The sequence below is a fragment of the Hyphomicrobium sp. genome (genome assembly GCF_041659645.1).
GTDB lineage: Bacteria > Pseudomonadota > Alphaproteobacteria > Rhizobiales > Hyphomicrobiaceae > Hyphomicrobium_B.
In genome coordinates, this window is the sequence record NZ_JBAZXX010000001.1 from 329,893 (window position 1) to 346,593 (window position 16,701).

The window sequence follows — 16,701 nt, forward strand, 5'->3', positions numbered from 1 at the left end:
GAAATCACATCTCAGCGCGCAATGTCCGCATTATAATGTGGCTTGAAGTTTCTTCCGACACCGAGAGTGCGCGCTTGGGCAGGCGTTTCACCCAACCTGCGACGCGTGGCTTTGGCGCCTTGATTTCGACCGTAACGGAGGCGGCATCAGCGGCCTTGGTTTCCGCATCGTCTTGATTGGTGGCCGTTTGCTCCGCGGCATCCATCCCTTTTGCCAACGCGCCGATCGTCAAAGTCGGCGCGGTTGGGATCAAAGGTTCTTTTGCAGTTTGAGTGACCGGCGTTTGTTCCTGTAGGGCCAGGAAGGTATCGACGCGCGACGGACGCGCATTCAGCGGTGGAAGGAGAGCAAAATTAGTCAGCATTTCGCGGGTAACGGCTTCGCCGACTGTGACAGCAGTCCACGAACTGCCGACAATCAAGGCAATGTAGAATATTGAAGCGTAAACGCGATCAGACATGGCACCAGACACAAAACATCAACGCGGGTGCCCCCACACCCAATCTAACAGATTACTCCGGACCGACCAGGGTCGTTCCGACGCCGTGATAAAGATCGTCTTAGGGGATTTGGCGCAGTTATCTTTGAATATGACTAATTGCGGCTGGTAACGCGGCCTAATGCAACGCGAATTGCGTCGAGTCCCTCGGTCAGCGCCGCGGGACCGGGTTGGAGGATAATCGGCGATTTGATCTCGAAAATCATGTTGCCGGCGACGGCGGGAATCGCGCTCCAGCCTTCGCGAGCCAGAATTTTCTCCGGCCTCACTTTTTTCCCGCACCACGATGCGAGAATGACCTCGGGGACGCGGGACACGACATCCGAGGATGATACGATGCGATCTCTGGCGGCTGCCTCACGGCGTTTTTCCGGGAAAATGTCATCGCCACCCGCGATCTCGATGAGTTCAGAGACCCAGCCGAGGCCGGTGATAAGCGGATCGTCCCATTCCTCGAAATAGACGCGCGGGCGGTATTTCCGTGCGCTTGTTTCGATTTTGACCGCGTCTATGCGTCGTTCTAGCGACTGGGCGAGATGCTCGGCCTTTTCGCTACTGCCGATGAGCGCGCCGAGTGTTCGGATCATCGCGAAGATGCCGGCGAGGTCCCGCTGATTGAAAATATGGACGGCTTGGCCGGCGCGTGCGAGATCGGCGGCGATGGGGGCCTGAAGGTCGGAGAACGCGAGGACGAGGTCTGGTTTCAGAGCGACGATTTTAGGAATGTCCGCCGACGTAAATGCGGAGACTCGGGGCTTTTCGCGGCGTACCTCGGGAGGGCGAACGGCGTATCCGGAAACGCCGACGATCCGGTCTTGCTCGCCGAGGAGATAGAGCGTCTCGACCGTTTCTTCCGTGAGACAGACCAGTCGGCGAGCAGGAAATGTGCGCATGTATATCCGTTGGCGCGGTGCGGAGTGTTGCGCACTCAGGGCGGCGAGCGACCGGCCAAAGCGCGATGCGCCTCTCGATCTTTCACGCTCTGTGACGACTGAGTGGCAGAATAGCAGGGCGGCGCGCGAGGGAAAAGCTGCCCGATCAGGTTCGGCTGCTTGCGCAATCATGGCGGTTTGGAGGCGTCGGCGGGCAGACGGCGAATATTGCAGGATGTCCGCCAGAAGACTGGGAACAATCCGGCGGGTTCGCTGTTATCGTGCGGCGGAATCCGCCGGAAGCCTTTAGAGACTGGCCGGGCGTACCGGAGAACGAAGTCTCGGATATTTGTACAAATTGAGTTGGCGTCAAATCGTGTGCCATCACGGTTCATCAAGAATACATCTTCGATCAGTCAAAGGTTCTGGCCGTTTATTCGGACAGCGGAAGGAATATGAAAATGAAATCGACCACAAAATCACTTCTTCTCATCGGCGCGTCGTTGCTGGCGCTTTCTCCAGCCGCTTATGCTGAAACCGCCACGAGCGCCGATAGCGGCGTCGAACTCGCGTTCATGCCGAGCGCGATGGACGTGACGCTGCTGAACGACGGTGGCAAGTTCGTCACCGTCGACATGAAGAAGCTCGCCAAGGGCGACAAGTGCCATATGGAAAAGGACGCCGTGATCATGAAGGTCGGTCCGGGTGCGGCTCCCGGTACGACCCGCGTTCGCTACGCGGCTCCGAACCTCTCGCATGGCGGCTGTCCGTTCATGACGGAGTTTGAGGTTTCCGACGCCGACTACACTGCCGCTCGCGCTGCTTACTCGGCTAAGACCGAAGAGGCGTCAAAGAAAATCGACGATCTCAAGAAGCAGCTCGGCGATAAGTGGAACGAGCTCACGAAGTCGGCCGAACCCCAGAAGAACTAAGCCCGCTGGAGCGCAATTGCCGTCACTGCCTCCTCAATCAATCATCGCTAAGTTGCTCTCCGGCCCGGTCGGGCCGGGGACGCTCGTCTGGATCGGACTTCGGCCTTCCCGCAATGCGCCGATGATCGCGCCGGAGTCGGCGCAACTGTTGGCGAAGCAGGGAATTGAGGGAGACCGCTATCGGACGGAGCGAGACGGGGCACGCCAAGTCACATTGATCGCCGCCGAAGATTTGGCGGCGATCGCGTCGTTCATGGGCCGGCCGGAGGTTTCACCCGAATTGTTGCGGCGAAACTTCGTGACCCGTGGGATCAATTTGAATGCGTTGAAAGGGCGGAGCATCCGGATCGGGCCGGTGGTTCTGCAGGTGAGCGGCGAGTGCGCGCCTTGCAGCCAGATGGAAGCCAATCTCGGGCCGGGGGGCTATAATGCCGTTCGAGGGCGGGGCGGGCTGACGGCCCGAATTGTCGCGGGTGGCGAAGTTCGGGTCGGCGCTTCGGTCGAGCGCACGGACGATGAGACCGGCGCCGGTTCGGCGTGACAACCTTACCCGGGTACGGTTGGCTCCATCGGTAACGGTCGAAGCTTGTGCGGCTCAGTCGATTCGGGCCGGCTCACGCGGCTGCTGTGGACGCGTCAAAATGATGAGATAGCTGACCAGGGCAATGCCGAGAATCGGCAAAAATGCGGCAGCAGCGATCTGGGGCAATACGTTGAGTACGGCATAGAACGAGTAGGGCATAGGCGTCTCCGGAGCAGTTGAGAGGCAAACTCGAACGCCTTCAACTTGTTCCTATTCGACTAAGAAATTGTGACTCTGTTATGAGCGCCGCTTCGGCCAGGTGCCTCGACTGCAACCGGCCGCTAGGAGGAGCACGGGCCGAGAAGCCACCGGGCGCTTCTATATAGCTCCAAATCGAAGGTTTTTGCCCGGTCGCAGGTCAAGGCCCAGGTTTGTCGATGCCGCCCGAGCCGCGATTGAAAATATTGCGGGCGCACGAGCGGTTGGCTGTCAGTGACTCGTCAGCGTGACGCCGGTGAAAAACTCACTGGTTTTTTCTCTCTCTTTGTCTCGGACGGCGTGAACGCGGAATTTTGCCGGAGTTGCGCCGGTAAAACTCTTGAAGCTTCGCGCGAATGCGCTGGTTTCGCTGTAGCCGAGGTCGGCGGCGATTTCGGGTATGGCGCGGTCGGTGAACGCCAACATAGCCTTGGCGATTTCGGTGCGGACCGCGTTGCGGAGATCTGCGTAACTTAGGCTGGCGTCCGAGAGTTTTCGCTGGAAGCTCCGCACGCTCATGCCGAAATCGCTGGCGGCGTCGCAGATGTCGATGCTGGTCGAACGGCAAAGGTTGGCGCTGATCCATGCCTTGACGCTATTCGTAAGATCGAGCCCAAGTTTATTTGAGCGCAGGCATTCGGAAAGCTCCCGGTCCAATCGCTGGTGTAACGAGAGATCGAACGACCGCACCGAGCGATCGAGATCGGAAGCGGGAAACAGTATAGCGTTATGGCGGGCGCCGAAGTGCAGAGGGCAATCGAAATGCGTCGTGTAGCTGGCGAGATTTGAGCCAGCGGAATGCTCGAACTCTAGGCACAGCGGCTGCCAATCTTCTCCGAGCGATGCCTGCAGCACTGAGTAGAAAACGGCTTCGGAGAAGTTCGCGTCTTGGATGCGATGCGTAACGGTGCGATCGACGATGGAATAGCTGAGGCGTGCGATCCCGCCGTTGGTTTCCAACGTGCAATGCGTGTTGCTTTGCATGGTGGGAAAATATTCCGCGAATTTGGCAACGCCCTCGCCGATGGTCCGGGCGCTGGAAACGAGGTCTGGGGTCGGTCCTAAGCTGCGGAAATTAAAGTTCTTTCCGAGCTTTATGCCGAGAACCGGATCGTTTGTTTGGTAAGCCGCCATCTCAAGCAATGTCGTGAACGTCGAGAGCGGAAGAAAGGACGAGCGACCGAACAGGCCGTCGTCGGCGATGCCGACGCGCGCCGAGATCGTTCCAGGGTCCATGCCGCGGCTGTCGATCATGGAGACGACGCCGTCAATGATGGACGTCGCGATGACGCCTGACGAATGCATGCAAGCCCACTCAAACGAACCTTCGTGAGTCATGATCGACCGCAAGAAGCATACCAATATCCCTGCGGCGGCTGCATCCCTCTGTTGAACTCGGTGCTTCAGTCGCGAAACGCGGTCGCTCAAGTGCGAGCGAGCGTGGCATCGTGCGCATTCGTATTTTTGGCGCCAACTATCAATTACAGGGCGGCCGACGGGGTCTAAGCTGCGCAACATCGGACGATCCAAAGGCAAGAGCTTGGTCGTCTCGGCTGTCCGCGGTTGACAGCTTTATTCGGTTTTGGCCGTGCGCCCATGAACTGGTGCGCTCCAACGTTCAGGAGTCCCTATCGATGTCGGAAACCTGCTGCTCGACGACCGTGATGGACAGGCCTTCATTGGCTCCGCACCCTTTGGAGCCCCTGTCGCCTGAAGAGATTAGACGCGCCGCCGCAATCATAAAGGCTGTGGCGCCTTATGGACCAAATACGTGCTTTGAGGCGATCGGGCTCGAAGAGCCGACCAAAGCGGACCTCAAGGCTTATGAAGAGGGCAAGCCCGTCGAGCGGCGCGCTGCTGTCAACGCTTCCAACTCGGCGACGATCGGCGTTACCAAATTTGTCGTCTCGCTTGAGACCGAGAAGGTGATTTCGCGGGAGGAATTCCCCGACATGCGGCCAATGATACAACTCGAACAGTTCTTATCGATCGAGGATATCGTTCGCTCCAATCCCGAATTCATCGCCGGCTGCGCCAAACGTGGCATTACCGATATGTCGAAGGTTTGCGTCGATCCGTGGTCGGCGGGAAGCTTCGATATCCCAGGAGAAGAAGGGCGCCATCTCTGCCACATCTTCTGCTGGCTGCGTCTCCGGGAGTTCGAAAATTTCTATGCTCATCCTATCGAGGGGCTGAACGCGGTCATCGATATCAACAGCGGCGAAGTCATTCGCGTCGACGATTATGGCGTCACGCCGATCCCGATGGCGGAGTACAACTACGAACGGCAGTTCCTGAAAGAGTTTCAACCGCCAGCCAAACCGATCGATGTCGTTCAGCCGGAAGGCGTCAATTTCAAAATTGAAGGAAATCGGCTGACCTGGCGGAATTGGTCGTTGAGCATTGGATTCAATACGCGTGAATCCCTCACGCTGCACGATCTCCGGTTCAACGGCCGCCCCATCGTTCGCCGGGCTTCGATCGTGGAAATGACCGTGCCTTACGGTTCGCCGGATGCGGGACATTTCCGCAAGCACGTCTTCGATATCGGCGAATACGGCATCGGGAAGCTCGCGAACTCACTCGAACTTGGTTGCGATTGCCTCGGCGTCATCAAGTATCTCGACGTGCATCTCAATACGCGCGACGGCGAACCGTGGACGATCAAGAAGGCCATCTGCATTCACGAGGAAGACTCCGGTCTACTGTGGAAGCACACGGATTTCCGCACGGAACGCTTTGAAATCCGTCGTGGCGCGAAGCTTGTTCTGTCGTCGATCTGCACCGTCGGGAACTACGAGTATGCGCTCTATTGGTATCTCTTTCTTGATGGAAAAATCGAGTTCGAGTTGAAGGCAACCGGCATTATTAATACGACGGGTTGCCTGCCGGGCCAGCCGGGTAAGTATGGCCACGAAGTTGCGCCGGGCGTCGTCGGTCAGATCCATCAGCACGTCTTGTGCGCGCGGCTTGAGATGTGCGTCGACGGCGACAAGAACAGTTTCGTCGAATGCAATACCTATGCTGAGCCAGCAGGCGATGCGAACCCCTACGGCAACGCCTTCTATGAAGAAGAGACGGTGTTGAAAAGCGAGAGCGAGGCAGCACGGCGCGCAAACTTGGCGACGCATCGGTATTGGAAGGTCGTCAATCCGAACAAGCTCAACAGGGCGGGGACACCGGTCGGTTACAAGCTCGACGCGCCGGATTGCCTGACATCATTCATTCAGCCCGAGTCCTATTCGGGCAAGCGCGCGTCGTTCACGCAAAATCACGTTTGGGTCACGGCGTACGATTCCGCCGAGCGCTTTCCGGCCGGTGAATTCATGAATCACTCGGATGGCTCGGGAGACATCAAGGCTTTCATCGCGAAAGATCGTCCGATCGAGAATGCCGATCTCGTGCTCTGGCATGTCTTTGGGCTGCATCATTCGGTGCGGCCGGAAGACTTTCCCGTTCAGCCGTGCATTTCAGCGGGATTCAAGCTGATGCCGTACGGCTTCTTCGACGGCAATCCAGCAATCAATCTGTCCCCTGCGGTCAATGCCGCAAGCTGCTACGCAGATACGCACGACGCTTAGGCGCGCGCGTCTTCCAATGCTCGGATGAGCTTTTTGGAGAACCACGATGGACAGTACGGCCTTAATGGTCGGTGGCTTCGCCATGGGACTTGCGGGAAGTATTCACTGCTCATGTGTTTGTGGCGGCATCGCATCGTCGTTGCTTCTTGCCGCCAGTCCCAATGACGCGACGCCCGCGTCACAGTTGCGGGCGCTCGCGAGCATTCAAACTGGCCGCGCATTTACGTATGCGGCCGGCGGAGCGATCGTTGCGGCGGCGGGATCTTCATTTGCCGGTTTGCTTCATCTCGCCGGCTGGCAGCCGGTCGTGCGGGTCGCGGCCGCGGCTGTCATTGTCATCGTCGGACTTTCGATGGCAGGCGTTCTGCCCCAACAGGGTTTTGCGAGACTGGCGGGCGGCATGTTCGGTCGTATCCGCCAACGGATTCCATCGGGGGCGGTGCGGAATATTCCCATGGTCTCGGGAATGCTTTGGGGGCTTACGCCCTGCGGTATGGTCTACAACGCGTTGATGATGGCGATGGTCGCCGGATCGGCCATCAATGGCGCGTTGTTCATGAGCGGCTTTGCGCTTGCGACAACGCCCGCCGTCAGTCTGGCGGCTTATGGATCCGTTCGCGCTGTTCGAGGCTCCGGCGGGCTCGTGCGACCGCCGCGCATGAAGGCTTTGCTCGGAACGCTCGTTGCGGTTTTCGGAATGGCGAGCGCCGTCTTTCCCGCCCATTCTCTGACGAATCTTTGCTTTCCCGGCTAGGTCGCGCCGAGTTCAGTTGGTCTGCGTCAAGACTGTGTGCTTGCGGTCCAGGAGGCGTGGGTGACGTCCGGCTGCTTGCGCACACGTTCGACAATTCCGTCCAAATCGGTGGGATCGAGTTCGGTGCTGGCGAGTGTCGCGATGATCTCGTTCTGGCCGTCGCGACGCTCGATCACCTCGATTTCGGCAACGGGATAGCTGGCGGACTTGAGTTCGCTCTTCAGTGCATCTCGAACGACGTCAACATGTTTCGTTTCCGTCGTGACGTGGACGGAATACGTGGCCTCAATGCTTTCCGTTTTGATCGGGATGCGATTGATGGCGCTGGCGAGCGGACGCAGCATCGTATTACAGACGATGATGAAGACGGTCATCAGGGTGGCTTCTGCAACCTTGTCGACGCCTGCGTAGGCTCCGACGGCGGCGGAGCACCATAAGGTGGCGGCGGTGTTGAGCCCGCGGACGTTCAGTCCTTCCTTCATAATGACGCCGGCGCCGAGAAAGCCGATGCCGGAGACGACATAGGCGATCACGCGCACAGCGGCTTCATCACCTGCTAGCCCTTGGGCGAGGTCGACGAAGCCGGTTGCGCCAATGGCAACGAGGACGTTCGTTCGCAGGCCCGCGTTGCGCTGGCGGAACTGGCGTTCGAGACCGATCAAGGTCCCTAATATAAACGCCGTGACGTAGCTCACCACCGTGTCGAGAAAGGGCGCGAGATGGAAAGTCTCGATAAAGCGCATGTTTGTCCGGTTGGGAATCGTCGATGGCGGGGAGTACGTGACGTACATCCGCGCGGGATATGCCAGTCGTATGACACTTGGTGCTTTTTATCGGCTCTCGGTCTGCTTCTTGTCGGGCGAAAGCTCGGCGCCGAGTCGCTTAAGAGCGTCGGACATATCCAATTCGTCGAGCATCACTTCGATCACCGCCGGCCCTTCGTTGCGCTCGCGGGCTTCGGTCAAGGCCTGTTCGAATGCGTCCTCCGTCGAGACGCGACGCCCCCAGCCGCCGCCAAAGACGTCGGGCAACTTGTGGTAATTCCACGGTTGGATATCGTTATACGGCCCTTCGTGGATGACGCGTTCGGTGGTGTAGCCGTTGTTGTTCATGACAAGCAGGATCGCGGGGATGTTGCGGCGGCAGAGAGACGACAGCTCTTGGACGCTCATTTGCAGGGCGCCATCGCCAATCAGCGCTAGCGCGCGCCGTCCGGGGTCGGCGATCGATGCTCCAAGAACGGCCGGAAGTGCGTAACCGATGGACAGATAGAAGGCCTGGCCGATAAAGCCGACGTCGTGGTGCATCACAAGATCGGCGGCGGCGAATAAGCTGTCGCCCGTTTCGGCGATGACGGTCGTGTCGTCGCCGATGTAACCGTTGACACGGCTCATGACCCAACTGACGGTCAATTTCGCGCCAGGGCGGGCTGCCGGAGCCTTCGTCGCGCGTTGCGAAACGCTTTCGAAGCGCGGATGCGAAAGTCCTGCTGCAGGCAGGCGATCCGCCAGGCCCTCGACGACATCCCCGATCCAAACCTGCTCGTAGACGTGCTGGCTGATCTTCAGGCGGCCGGAATTCGCGAGGATCAATTGACGTCCTTCCAGCTTGCCCGTGTATACGCCGAAATTGATATCGCTGATCCAAGCTCCGAGGCAGAGCAGGACGTCGCTGCTTTCGACGATGTCGCGGACCTCCTTTCGAGACATGCTGCCCTCGTACACGCCGATGGCCTGCGGGTGCAGTTCGGAGATAACGGTCTTTCCGAGGAGCGTCGTTGCGATCGGAAGTTTGCTCGCCTCGACAAGGCGCATGAACTGCTGCATCAGACCGTAGCGATGCAGTTCGACGCCGCCGAGAATGACGGGGCGCCTCGCCGCAGAGAGGAGGGCCGTCACTTCATCGAGTGCTTCGCTCAGGGAGTCCCGATCTGAGGTCGGCACGCCAGATGCTGCCGGCTTTCGCGACGGCTCGCATTTCTGATCGACGATATCGACCGGAATTTCGATCATGATCGGGCGTTTTTCGGCTAGGCAGCGCGCGAGTGCGCGATCGATCTGCTGTGGAGCATCGTCGGCATCGTCAAGCAGAACCGAGGCGACGGTGATGTGGGCATAAGCGTGCTGCATGGTCGAGAATTCGCCGACGCCATGATGAAGCAGCGTCGACGAACGCCGCTGATTTGTGCGCGGGCCGCCGACCAGAACAACGAGCGGCACTTGCTCGGCATAAGCGCCTGCTACAGCGTTCATTGCGCTGAAGCCGCCGACGCCCCATGTCACGACGATGCATCCGATGCCGCGGATGCGAGCATAAGCATCGGCGGCGTAACCGGCATTCAGCTCATTGCAGGTTCCGACAAATTCGACGCCTGACGCGATGAGCCGGTCCATGAATGTCAGGACGTAGTCACCAGGAACGCCGAAGGCATGCTCGACGCCTGCCCGCTGCAAACGGCCGATCAGGTAATTGGCCACCGTCGTCGACATGCCTGAAATCCCTCTTCGCACTGCGAATATATGACATCCGCCCAAATATGCCCTGCACGATCATGTCGGCGGTGATAGATTTTGGAGTGTGGGGTGGCAGGCGCCTCATAGGCTAACAATCATAAGAAGCTCATGGACAATACAGCCGAAAAGACCTCGCCACCATTATCGTACGCAAGATTAGCCGCGCAGAGTCCTTGGACAACCTATCTTGCTCAGGTCGATCGTGTGACGCCGTATCTGAAAAATCTGGCGCGCTGGGTCGAGACGCTCAAGCACCCCAAGCGCGCGATGATCGTCGACGTTCCGATCGAAATGGATGACGGCTCCGTCCGCCACTTCGAAGGTTTCCGCGTGCAGCATAATCTGTCGCGGGGACCGGGTAAGGGCGGCCTCCGCTTTCATCCGCAGGTCACGCTCGAAGAAACAATGGCGCTTGCCGCGTGGATGACCATCAAGACTGCGGCAATGGATCTTCCGTTCGGCGGCGCAAAGGGTGGCGTGCGTGTCGATCCGTTTGCTCTGTCGCCGACCGAACTGGAAAAACTCACGCGCCGCTACACGAGCGAGATCAGCATTATCATTGGGCCTCAAAAGGACATTCCCGCGCCTGATGTCAACACGAACGCGCAGGTGATGGCGTGGATGATGGATACCTATTCGATGCAAGTGGGCTTTACGGCTTCCGGCGTCGTGACGGGGAAGCCGCTTCATCTCGGCGGTTCGCTCGGGCGCGTCAAGGCGACGGGGCGCGGAGTTTTCGTGACCGGCCGAACGGCGGCCTCTCGCATCGGCTTGGACCTCAACGGAGCTCGGGTCGCAGTACAAGGTTTTGGCAATGTCGGATCGTCAGCCGCTGAACTTTTTGCGGTCCACGGTGCGAAGGTCGTCGCTATACAGGATCAGTGGGGCACTCTCATCGATGAGGGCGGCATCGATGTTCGGTCGCTATCGCAAAACATGCATCCGGAGAAAGGGATCGGCGGCTCGCATGCCAATAATCACGCGTTCTGGGAAACGCCCTGCGATATACTGATTTTGGCGGCGCTTGAATCGCAGATGACTCCGGCGCGCGCTCGCATCACAACGGCGAAGCTTGTCCTCGAAGGCGCCAACGGTCCGACGCTTCCCGAAGCGGATGATATTCTAGCCGATCGCAACATCCTCGTGGTGCCGGATGTTATCTGCAACGCTGGCGGCGTGACGGTGAGCTATTTCGAATGGGTCCAGGATTTCTCAAGTTTCTTTTGGAGCGAAGACGAGATTAATGCGCGCCTCGATACGCTCATGGTTGAATCACTACGTAAGATCTGGGCCTGTGCCGATCACTATAAAATTTCGCTGCGAACGGCGACGTATGTGATCGCTTGCGGGCGAATTCTTGATGCACGGCAGGTGCGGGGCCTCTATCCATGAGGCCCGGCTTTCGCGCTTGATCGAGAGTGCGCCGGATCAGGCGATTATTGGCTTCCGGGAATGGGCAAGCACTCCATGACCTCGACCCGGTCGCCCGGAAAAATCGTGAAGTGCGGATGGTTGAGGAATAACTTCGCGGCCTCATCCTGAGAATTTGCTTTCACGACTGTCCAAGCTCCGAGTTCATTGCGCGTGTCGGAAACGCCATCCTTGTCCGTCCGCTTCGTCTTGCCGAGCGGCGAACCCATTTCGGCGATCGAGTCTTTGTGCTCGGAAACCCATTTGTGCCATCCCGTGATGCCTGCCTGCTCGCGCTGCTTGCGTTCGGCATCGGGCAGCTTTTTCCAAGCCTCCATCGCCTCAGGCTTGCCAAGGAATACAGCGAGGTAGCTTTTCAAATCGACACTCCTTTGCATGTTATCCGGTGGTTCGAACTGCGATCGGTGAGATGGAGCGGTGGCGAGCCACTGCCCAGACCTAGATCGTCGCGGTGAATTCGATGCCGTGCGGGATTAGGGCTTCACGGGACCGTTGATTGCCCACGTTACTCCGAAAGGATCCTTCACCTGGCCGTATCGGTCGCCCCAGAACATGTTGGCGACTGGCATGAGTGGCGTGCAGCCCGCGGCGATAGCACGGTCGTACCAGGCGTCGGCGTCGTTGACCTTAAGCATGATGTTGAACCCTGCATGCGCCACGGGTGGGTGTCCCTGCTCGGGAAAGAAATCCCCCATCATCACGGATGTCCCGTTGATGTAGAGATGAACGTGCATCGTCCGGTCCTTGTCATCGGGCGGATAGAGCATCGCCAATTCGGCGGCAAATGCCTTTTGGTAGAAGTCCGCAGCTTTTACCGCGCCATCGACACCGAGATAGACAATGGCGCCGCCCTTCACTGGCGGAGTGACGTTGTTGGACATGATGCTCTCCATTTGGCTGTCCCAAGGACGGGCGGGTGCAAGGCGGTCCGACAGTGCTTTCGAAAAAATTTTATATTTGGTCCTGCATAAGGCGATCCAGATGGCGGCGAATGTGGGATGCCTGAGCCGGCGTTCCGGCCAGGGCTATCGCGCGGTCGAAATCCGTTCGAGCTTCGGCGGTTCGGCCGAGTTGCAACAGGAAGGCACCTCTGGCGCCGAAATAGTGAAAGTATCCAGACAGGGCTTTTTCGAGCGGAGCAATCATTGCGAGACCGGCTTCGGGTCCATGAAGCTTCGCGGTCGCGACGGCGCGGTTCAGCGTAATAACCGGTGAGGGCTGCATCCGTTCGAGCGCCGCGTAGAGCGCGTCGATCGCGGCCCAGTCCGTTTCGGTAAATTCGGGTGCGCGGGCATGCGTCGCGGCGATAGCCGCCTGGACTTGATAGGGACCTGGCCGGTTGTTGCGCATCGCCTTATCCAAAAGCGCGATGCCCTCGTTGACCAGCTTCGCGTTCCAGAGCGCCCGGTCCTGGTTTTCGAGGAGGATCACCTCACCGGCATCGTCGAAGCGCGCGGACAAACGCGATTGCTGCAAGAGCATCAACGCGGTCAATCCCATGATCTCAGGCTCGGTCGGGAACAGCCGCAAAAGCAAGCGCGCCAACCGGATCGCCTCGTCGCAGAGCGAAGCTCGTGCGGGATCGTTGCCCGCCGTATAGCCTTCGTTGAAGAGCAGATAAATCATCGTCGCGACGGCTGCGAGCCGTTCGCCGCGTTCGATCGGTCCCGGCGTCTCGAACGGTACGTTCGCCTTTGCGATGCGGGCCTTGGCACGCGTGATTCGCTGCTCCATCGCGGCATCGCTCGTCAGAAAAGCGCGTGCGATTTGTGCAACCGAAAGTCCCGAGACGATGCGCAGGGCCAATGCAACTTGCTGCGTTGCGGCGAGTTCGGGATGGCAGCAGATGAACAGCAACCTCAAAACATCATCGCGATAGTGTGAGTCATCGAGACGGTCGACGAGCGGCGTTTCGGCGTCGGTGAGATCGGAGATTAGTTCGTCGGGAGGCAACGCGACGTTCCGGCTTTGACGGCGCGTTCCATCAAGCGCCGCGTTCCGCCCTACGAGAATGAGCCACGCTACCGGATCTCGCGGTGGCCCGTTCTGAGGCCAGTTTCTAAGCGCGCGCAGACAAGCCTCTTGATAGGCCTCCTCAGCCGCGTCCATGTCCCGAAAGTAGCGAAGCAGGGCGCTGACGGCCTGGGGCCGAGCGGCAATCAGCGTGCTGTCGATCCAGGCCGGGTCATGGATGACTTGGTTCATCTCAATACGCCTTGACGCGATCTGTAGGTGGGTTTGCGCGGGCTTCCGGCAGATAGAGCGCCACCGGGCGGATCTCGTAGACGCTTGTCGGGTTGGCGGCGGAAAGTTCGCGCGCAATGGCTAGGGCAGCCTCGAGATCTGGTACATCGATAACATAGAAGCCGAGGAGCTGTTCCTTTGTCTCGGCGAAGGGGCCGTCGATGACCATGTCGGGACCGCGAAGGGTGGTGGCGGTGGTCGTCGGCAATAGCCGCAGCGCGGGGCCGAGCTTCCCCTCCTTCACGAGCCTTTCGTGGACGACGCCGAGCCGGTTCATGACCGCTTCGTCTTCTTCCTTGCTCCAGGACCACACGACGTCTTCTTTGTTATAGCAAAGCAGGGTGTAGAGCATTGCGTCTCCTCTTGCGTCTTTTCCAGGACGTTTCAATGTTGGCCGGTCCGACATGCTCACGAGAAAAATTCGCTGACTTAATGTCGGTTCAGCGGTTTCGGCGACGTCCTAGTTCCGCAGCACGGAAATGTCCACGTCAACGATTGCCCGCGAACTCATTTTAAATCGGATTCTTGAAGCGCCGGCGGATAAACGTCGCAACCGTCCGGCATTGGAGCGAGGACGACAGGAAAAAGCACGAGGAGATGGGCTTCCATCAGGGCTGGGACCAATGCGCCGATCAGCCCGAAGCGTTGGCGCGAACGCTGTAGCCGGTTGGAGGCGTGCGTCCGCGAATGACGCGCGAGCAGCAGCTCGACCATGAGGGGTCGAACTGCCGCTCGCGCCGGTGGTGAACTCAGGGCGATCAGAAGCGTTCGCCAACCATCTCTTCACTCTTCGCCCAGAGCGCCTTGGCGTGTTCGGGATCGAGTGCGTAACGGCGCACGCCTTCACTGATGATGCCGATCGTGCCGTCGGTCACCGAGGAGACGTGACAATTCTCGCAATACCGGCCACCGACTTCGTCGGCTTGTCCGACGAAAGCTGCCCATACCGACGTTGCGGAACCTTGTGAGACTGTCTTCCATTGGAAGGGCGGCTGGCCTTCGGTCGCGGCTTGAGCGTTGATCTGCTCTAACATTCTTTCGATCTCACCGGGTTCCATATGGCGCGCAAGTTCCGTCGGGATTCCTCCAGGGTGAAGCGCGGTCGCTCGAACGCCGCGCGATTTGTGGCGTCGGTCGAATTCCACCGCAAACAGGATGTTGGCTGTTTTGGATCGGCCGTAGGACACCATCGGCTCATAAGGCGTACGCTCGAAATTGGGATCGTCGAGGTCGACATCGGAATAGCGGTGGCCCGCGGACGAGACGTTCACGAGCCGTCCGCCCGGCGCGATCAACGAGGCGATGCGGTTCACGAAAACGAAGTGCCCGAGATGGTTGGTTCCGAATTGCGTTTCGAAGCCATCTTCAGTGTGTCCGAAGGGCGTTCGCATGACACCGGCGTTGGCGATTACGACATCGAATGGGCGCCCATCCGCGACGAGTGCATCCGCGCAAGCCCGCACGCTCTTGAGCGATGCGAGATCAAGTTCGATAAGCTCAAGGCTGCCGCCGTTTGCGGCCCCGGCGCGAGCCTCTGACGTTGCCCTCTCCGCCTTCGCGAGATCGCGCGCGGCCCCGACGACTTTCGCGCCGTGGGCGGCAAGCGTTCGCGCAGTCTCGACGCCCAAGCCAGCAGATACGCCCGTTACGAGGACGCGTTTGCCGCTGAGATCAACACCCTGAAGTACCTCATCGGTGGTGGACGTCGCCCCGAATGTTGTGGTCATAACAATCTCCCTGGTCATTCAACGCACGCCTCCGCCAGCGGCGAAACCTTGCTCGTCGACTGTATTTGGCATAAAAGGAGGGTGCCTCCGCTTACATACGGAGGATGCCTCCGTTTATCAAGAGACATTTACACGTGAGCGAAAAAGATAATCCAACCGCCGCCCGGAAGGTTCGCGCCGATGCCGAGCGCAATCGTGTCCGCCTTCTCGAGACGGCGAAGATCGCTTTTGCGGAAAAAGGCTCCGGCGCTAGCCTCGAGGAGATCGCGCGGATCGCCGCTGTTGGGATAGGGACGCTCTATCGCCATTATCCCACTCGCGATGCGTTGATCGAAGCTGTCTACCGCAACGAGAGCGAGCAGATCATGGCGGCAGCCAAGCGTCTCGCGGAAGAACGTGCTCCCGTAGACGCATTGCGTGAATGGCTGCTGTTGTGCGTGGACTATATGGCCGTCAAGCACGGGATGGCGGATGCGCTCAATTCGCTGGTTGGGGGGACGTCGGATCTTTACGCGACGTCGGGTGTGCAGATCAAAAAGGCGATCGCGATGCTCGTCGATCGTGCCATTGCGAGCGGCGATATTCGCCTCGATATCGAACCGCTCGACCTCTTACGCGCGCTGGCGGGCGTCGCGACGATCGCTACAGGCCCGACGGGTACGCAGGCAGCGAAAGGTCTCGTCGACATTCTCATCGCGGGAATTTCGACGCGCCGCTGAGGGGCACCGCGCTGCGTTCGAGGACTAAGCGCGCTAGGGGAGGTACCGTGCCGAACTTCAAGATCTATCTGGCTGGTCCCGAGGTCTTCCTTCCGGAATTCGGCAAGCCGGTGTTCGATGCGAAAAAAGCGATGTGCGCCGAATTCGGCTTTGAAGGCGTGTCGCCGATGGACGGTGAGCCGAGCCTTGAGGGATTGTCGTCATTCGCGCAGGGCGTCGCGATCTATCGCGGCAATCTTGCGCACATGCAGCGCTGCGATGCCGTCATCGCCAACATGACGCCGTTCCGCAGCGTGAGCATGGATCCCGGCACGGCCTTTGAGATGGGTTACATGGCAGCCAACGGTAAGCCGGTGCTGGGCTACACGCACGTAACGTCGCTCTTTCATGATCGCTCGGCCCGTTACTACGAACACGGCCGCTCGGATCTTCTCGAAATCTACAGCGTGGGTACGTCGGTCGAGCGCTTCGATATGGCCGATAACCTGATGATGGTTGGGGCGGTGGATCATGCTGGCTTTTGCGTCCAGCAAATCAGTGTCCCAGCCGGAGAAGAGTTGACCTCCTTGGCCGGGTTTCTGATGTGTCTACATGAACTCGCGGGGCTTCGAGACTCGCGAAGGGAGTGACGGCGGGGCGCTAACTCAT

Annotated in this window: 18 protein-coding genes; 7 read left to right on the top strand and 11 right to left on the bottom strand. The window is 59.2% G+C overall.

All coding sequences use genetic code 11. The features are described 5' to 3' along the window. Positions 1–4 precede the first annotated feature (4 nt). Together WC811_RS01470 and WC811_RS01475 are read right to left on the bottom strand one after the other, a co-directional pair. Positions 5–460: a hypothetical protein gene (locus WC811_RS01470; RefSeq protein ID WP_372640153.1), complete on the bottom strand. Its 456-nt coding sequence runs from the start codon at positions 458–460 to the stop codon at positions 5–7. Positions 461–594: 134 nt separating this feature from the next. Then, on the bottom strand, positions 595–1,392 hold the full coding sequence (locus tag WC811_RS01475) for a cobalamin-binding protein (RefSeq protein WP_372640155.1): 798 nt from the start codon (positions 1,390–1,392) through the stop codon (positions 595–597). A 440-nt stretch (positions 1,393–1,832) separates the two neighbouring features. On the opposite strand from WC811_RS01475, the gene WC811_RS01480 reads away from it, so the two are divergent. Then, on the top strand, positions 1,833–2,303 hold the full coding sequence (locus WC811_RS01480; RefSeq protein WP_372640157.1) for a hypothetical protein: 471 nt from the start codon (positions 1,833–1,835) through the stop codon (positions 2,301–2,303). Between the two features lie 16 nt (positions 2,304–2,319). Continuing rightward, entirely contained in the window at positions 2,320–2,844 is a 525-nt protein-coding gene (locus tag WC811_RS01485) for an MOSC domain-containing protein (RefSeq protein ID WP_372640159.1), read from the top strand. 54 nt (positions 2,845–2,898) lie between these two features. Here WC811_RS01485 and WC811_RS01490 read toward each other — a convergent pair whose 3' ends face one another. After that, complete coding sequence (locus WC811_RS01490) at positions 2,899–3,045, bottom strand: hypothetical protein (protein WP_372640161.1); 147 nt, start codon at positions 3,043–3,045, stop codon at positions 2,899–2,901. 270 nt (positions 3,046–3,315) lie between these two features. Further along, positions 3,316–4,389 carry an AraC family transcriptional regulator gene (locus WC811_RS01495; RefSeq protein ID WP_372640163.1) on the bottom strand — a complete coding sequence of 358 codons (1,074 nt, stop codon included), beginning with the start codon at positions 4,387–4,389 and terminating at the stop codon, positions 3,316–3,318. Between the two features lie 329 nt (positions 4,390–4,718). On the opposite strand from WC811_RS01495, the gene WC811_RS01500 reads away from it, so the two are divergent. Continuing rightward, a complete protein-coding gene (locus WC811_RS01500; protein WP_372640165.1) occupies positions 4,719–6,665 on the top strand; it encodes a primary-amine oxidase in 1,947 nt (648 codons plus the stop codon). A 46-nt stretch (positions 6,666–6,711) separates the two neighbouring features. Further along, positions 6,712–7,419, top strand: coding sequence for a sulfite exporter TauE/SafE family protein (locus tag WC811_RS01505; RefSeq protein ID WP_372640167.1), 708 nt, complete (start codon positions 6,712–6,714; stop codon positions 7,417–7,419). Positions 7,420–7,445: 26 nt separating this feature from the next. Here the strand turns inward: WC811_RS01505 and WC811_RS01510 are convergent, their stop codons facing one another. Continuing rightward, entirely contained in the window at positions 7,446–8,162 is a 717-nt protein-coding gene (locus tag WC811_RS01510) for an MgtC/SapB family protein (protein WP_372640169.1), read from the bottom strand. Between the two features lie 87 nt (positions 8,163–8,249). Then, positions 8,250–9,908 (bottom strand): alpha-keto acid decarboxylase family protein, encoded by a 1,659-nt coding sequence (locus tag WC811_RS01515; protein ID WP_372640170.1) that lies wholly within the window; start codon positions 9,906–9,908, stop codon positions 8,250–8,252. Positions 9,909–10,040: 132 nt separating this feature from the next. On the opposite strand from WC811_RS01515, the gene WC811_RS01520 reads away from it, so the two are divergent. Beyond that, positions 10,041–11,324 carry a Glu/Leu/Phe/Val dehydrogenase gene (locus tag WC811_RS01520; RefSeq protein WP_372640172.1) on the top strand — a complete coding sequence of 428 codons (1,284 nt, stop codon included), beginning with the start codon at positions 10,041–10,043 and terminating at the stop codon, positions 11,322–11,324. 44 nt (positions 11,325–11,368) lie between these two features. Here the strand turns inward: WC811_RS01520 and WC811_RS01525 are convergent, their stop codons facing one another. The 5 genes from WC811_RS01525 to WC811_RS01545 all read right to left on the bottom strand — a co-directional run bounded on the left by WC811_RS01525 (position 11,369) and on the right by WC811_RS01545 (position 15,334). Beyond that, positions 11,369–11,740, bottom strand: coding sequence for a hypothetical protein (locus WC811_RS01525; protein ID WP_372640174.1), 372 nt, complete (start codon positions 11,738–11,740; stop codon positions 11,369–11,371). 96 nt (positions 11,741–11,836) lie between these two features. Further along, complete coding sequence (locus tag WC811_RS01530) at positions 11,837–12,256, bottom strand: VOC family protein (RefSeq protein WP_372640176.1); 420 nt, start codon at positions 12,254–12,256, stop codon at positions 11,837–11,839. A 58-nt stretch (positions 12,257–12,314) separates the two neighbouring features. Then, the gene (locus WC811_RS01535; protein ID WP_372640178.1) at positions 12,315–13,568 is read right to left on the bottom strand and encodes an RNA polymerase sigma factor; all 1,254 of its coding nucleotides are present in this window, start codon (positions 13,566–13,568) and stop codon (positions 12,315–12,317) included. 1 nt (position 13,569) lies between these two features. Further along, on the bottom strand, positions 13,570–13,959 hold the full coding sequence (locus tag WC811_RS01540; protein ID WP_372640180.1) for a YciI family protein: 390 nt from the start codon (positions 13,957–13,959) through the stop codon (positions 13,570–13,572). 406 nt (positions 13,960–14,365) lie between these two features. After that, positions 14,366–15,334 carry an SDR family NAD(P)-dependent oxidoreductase gene (locus WC811_RS01545; protein WP_372640182.1) on the bottom strand — a complete coding sequence of 323 codons (969 nt, stop codon included), beginning with the start codon at positions 15,332–15,334 and terminating at the stop codon, positions 14,366–14,368. Between the two features lie 134 nt (positions 15,335–15,468). Between WC811_RS01545 and WC811_RS01550 the strand changes: the two genes are divergently transcribed. Continuing rightward, positions 15,469–16,053 (top strand): TetR/AcrR family transcriptional regulator, encoded by a 585-nt coding sequence (locus tag WC811_RS01550; RefSeq protein WP_372640184.1) that lies wholly within the window; start codon positions 15,469–15,471, stop codon positions 16,051–16,053. Between the two features lie 47 nt (positions 16,054–16,100). After that, positions 16,101–16,682, top strand: a complete 582-nt coding sequence (locus tag WC811_RS01555; RefSeq protein WP_372640186.1) for a nucleoside 2-deoxyribosyltransferase — start codon at positions 16,101–16,103, stop codon at positions 16,680–16,682. Positions 16,683–16,701 lie beyond the last annotated feature (19 nt).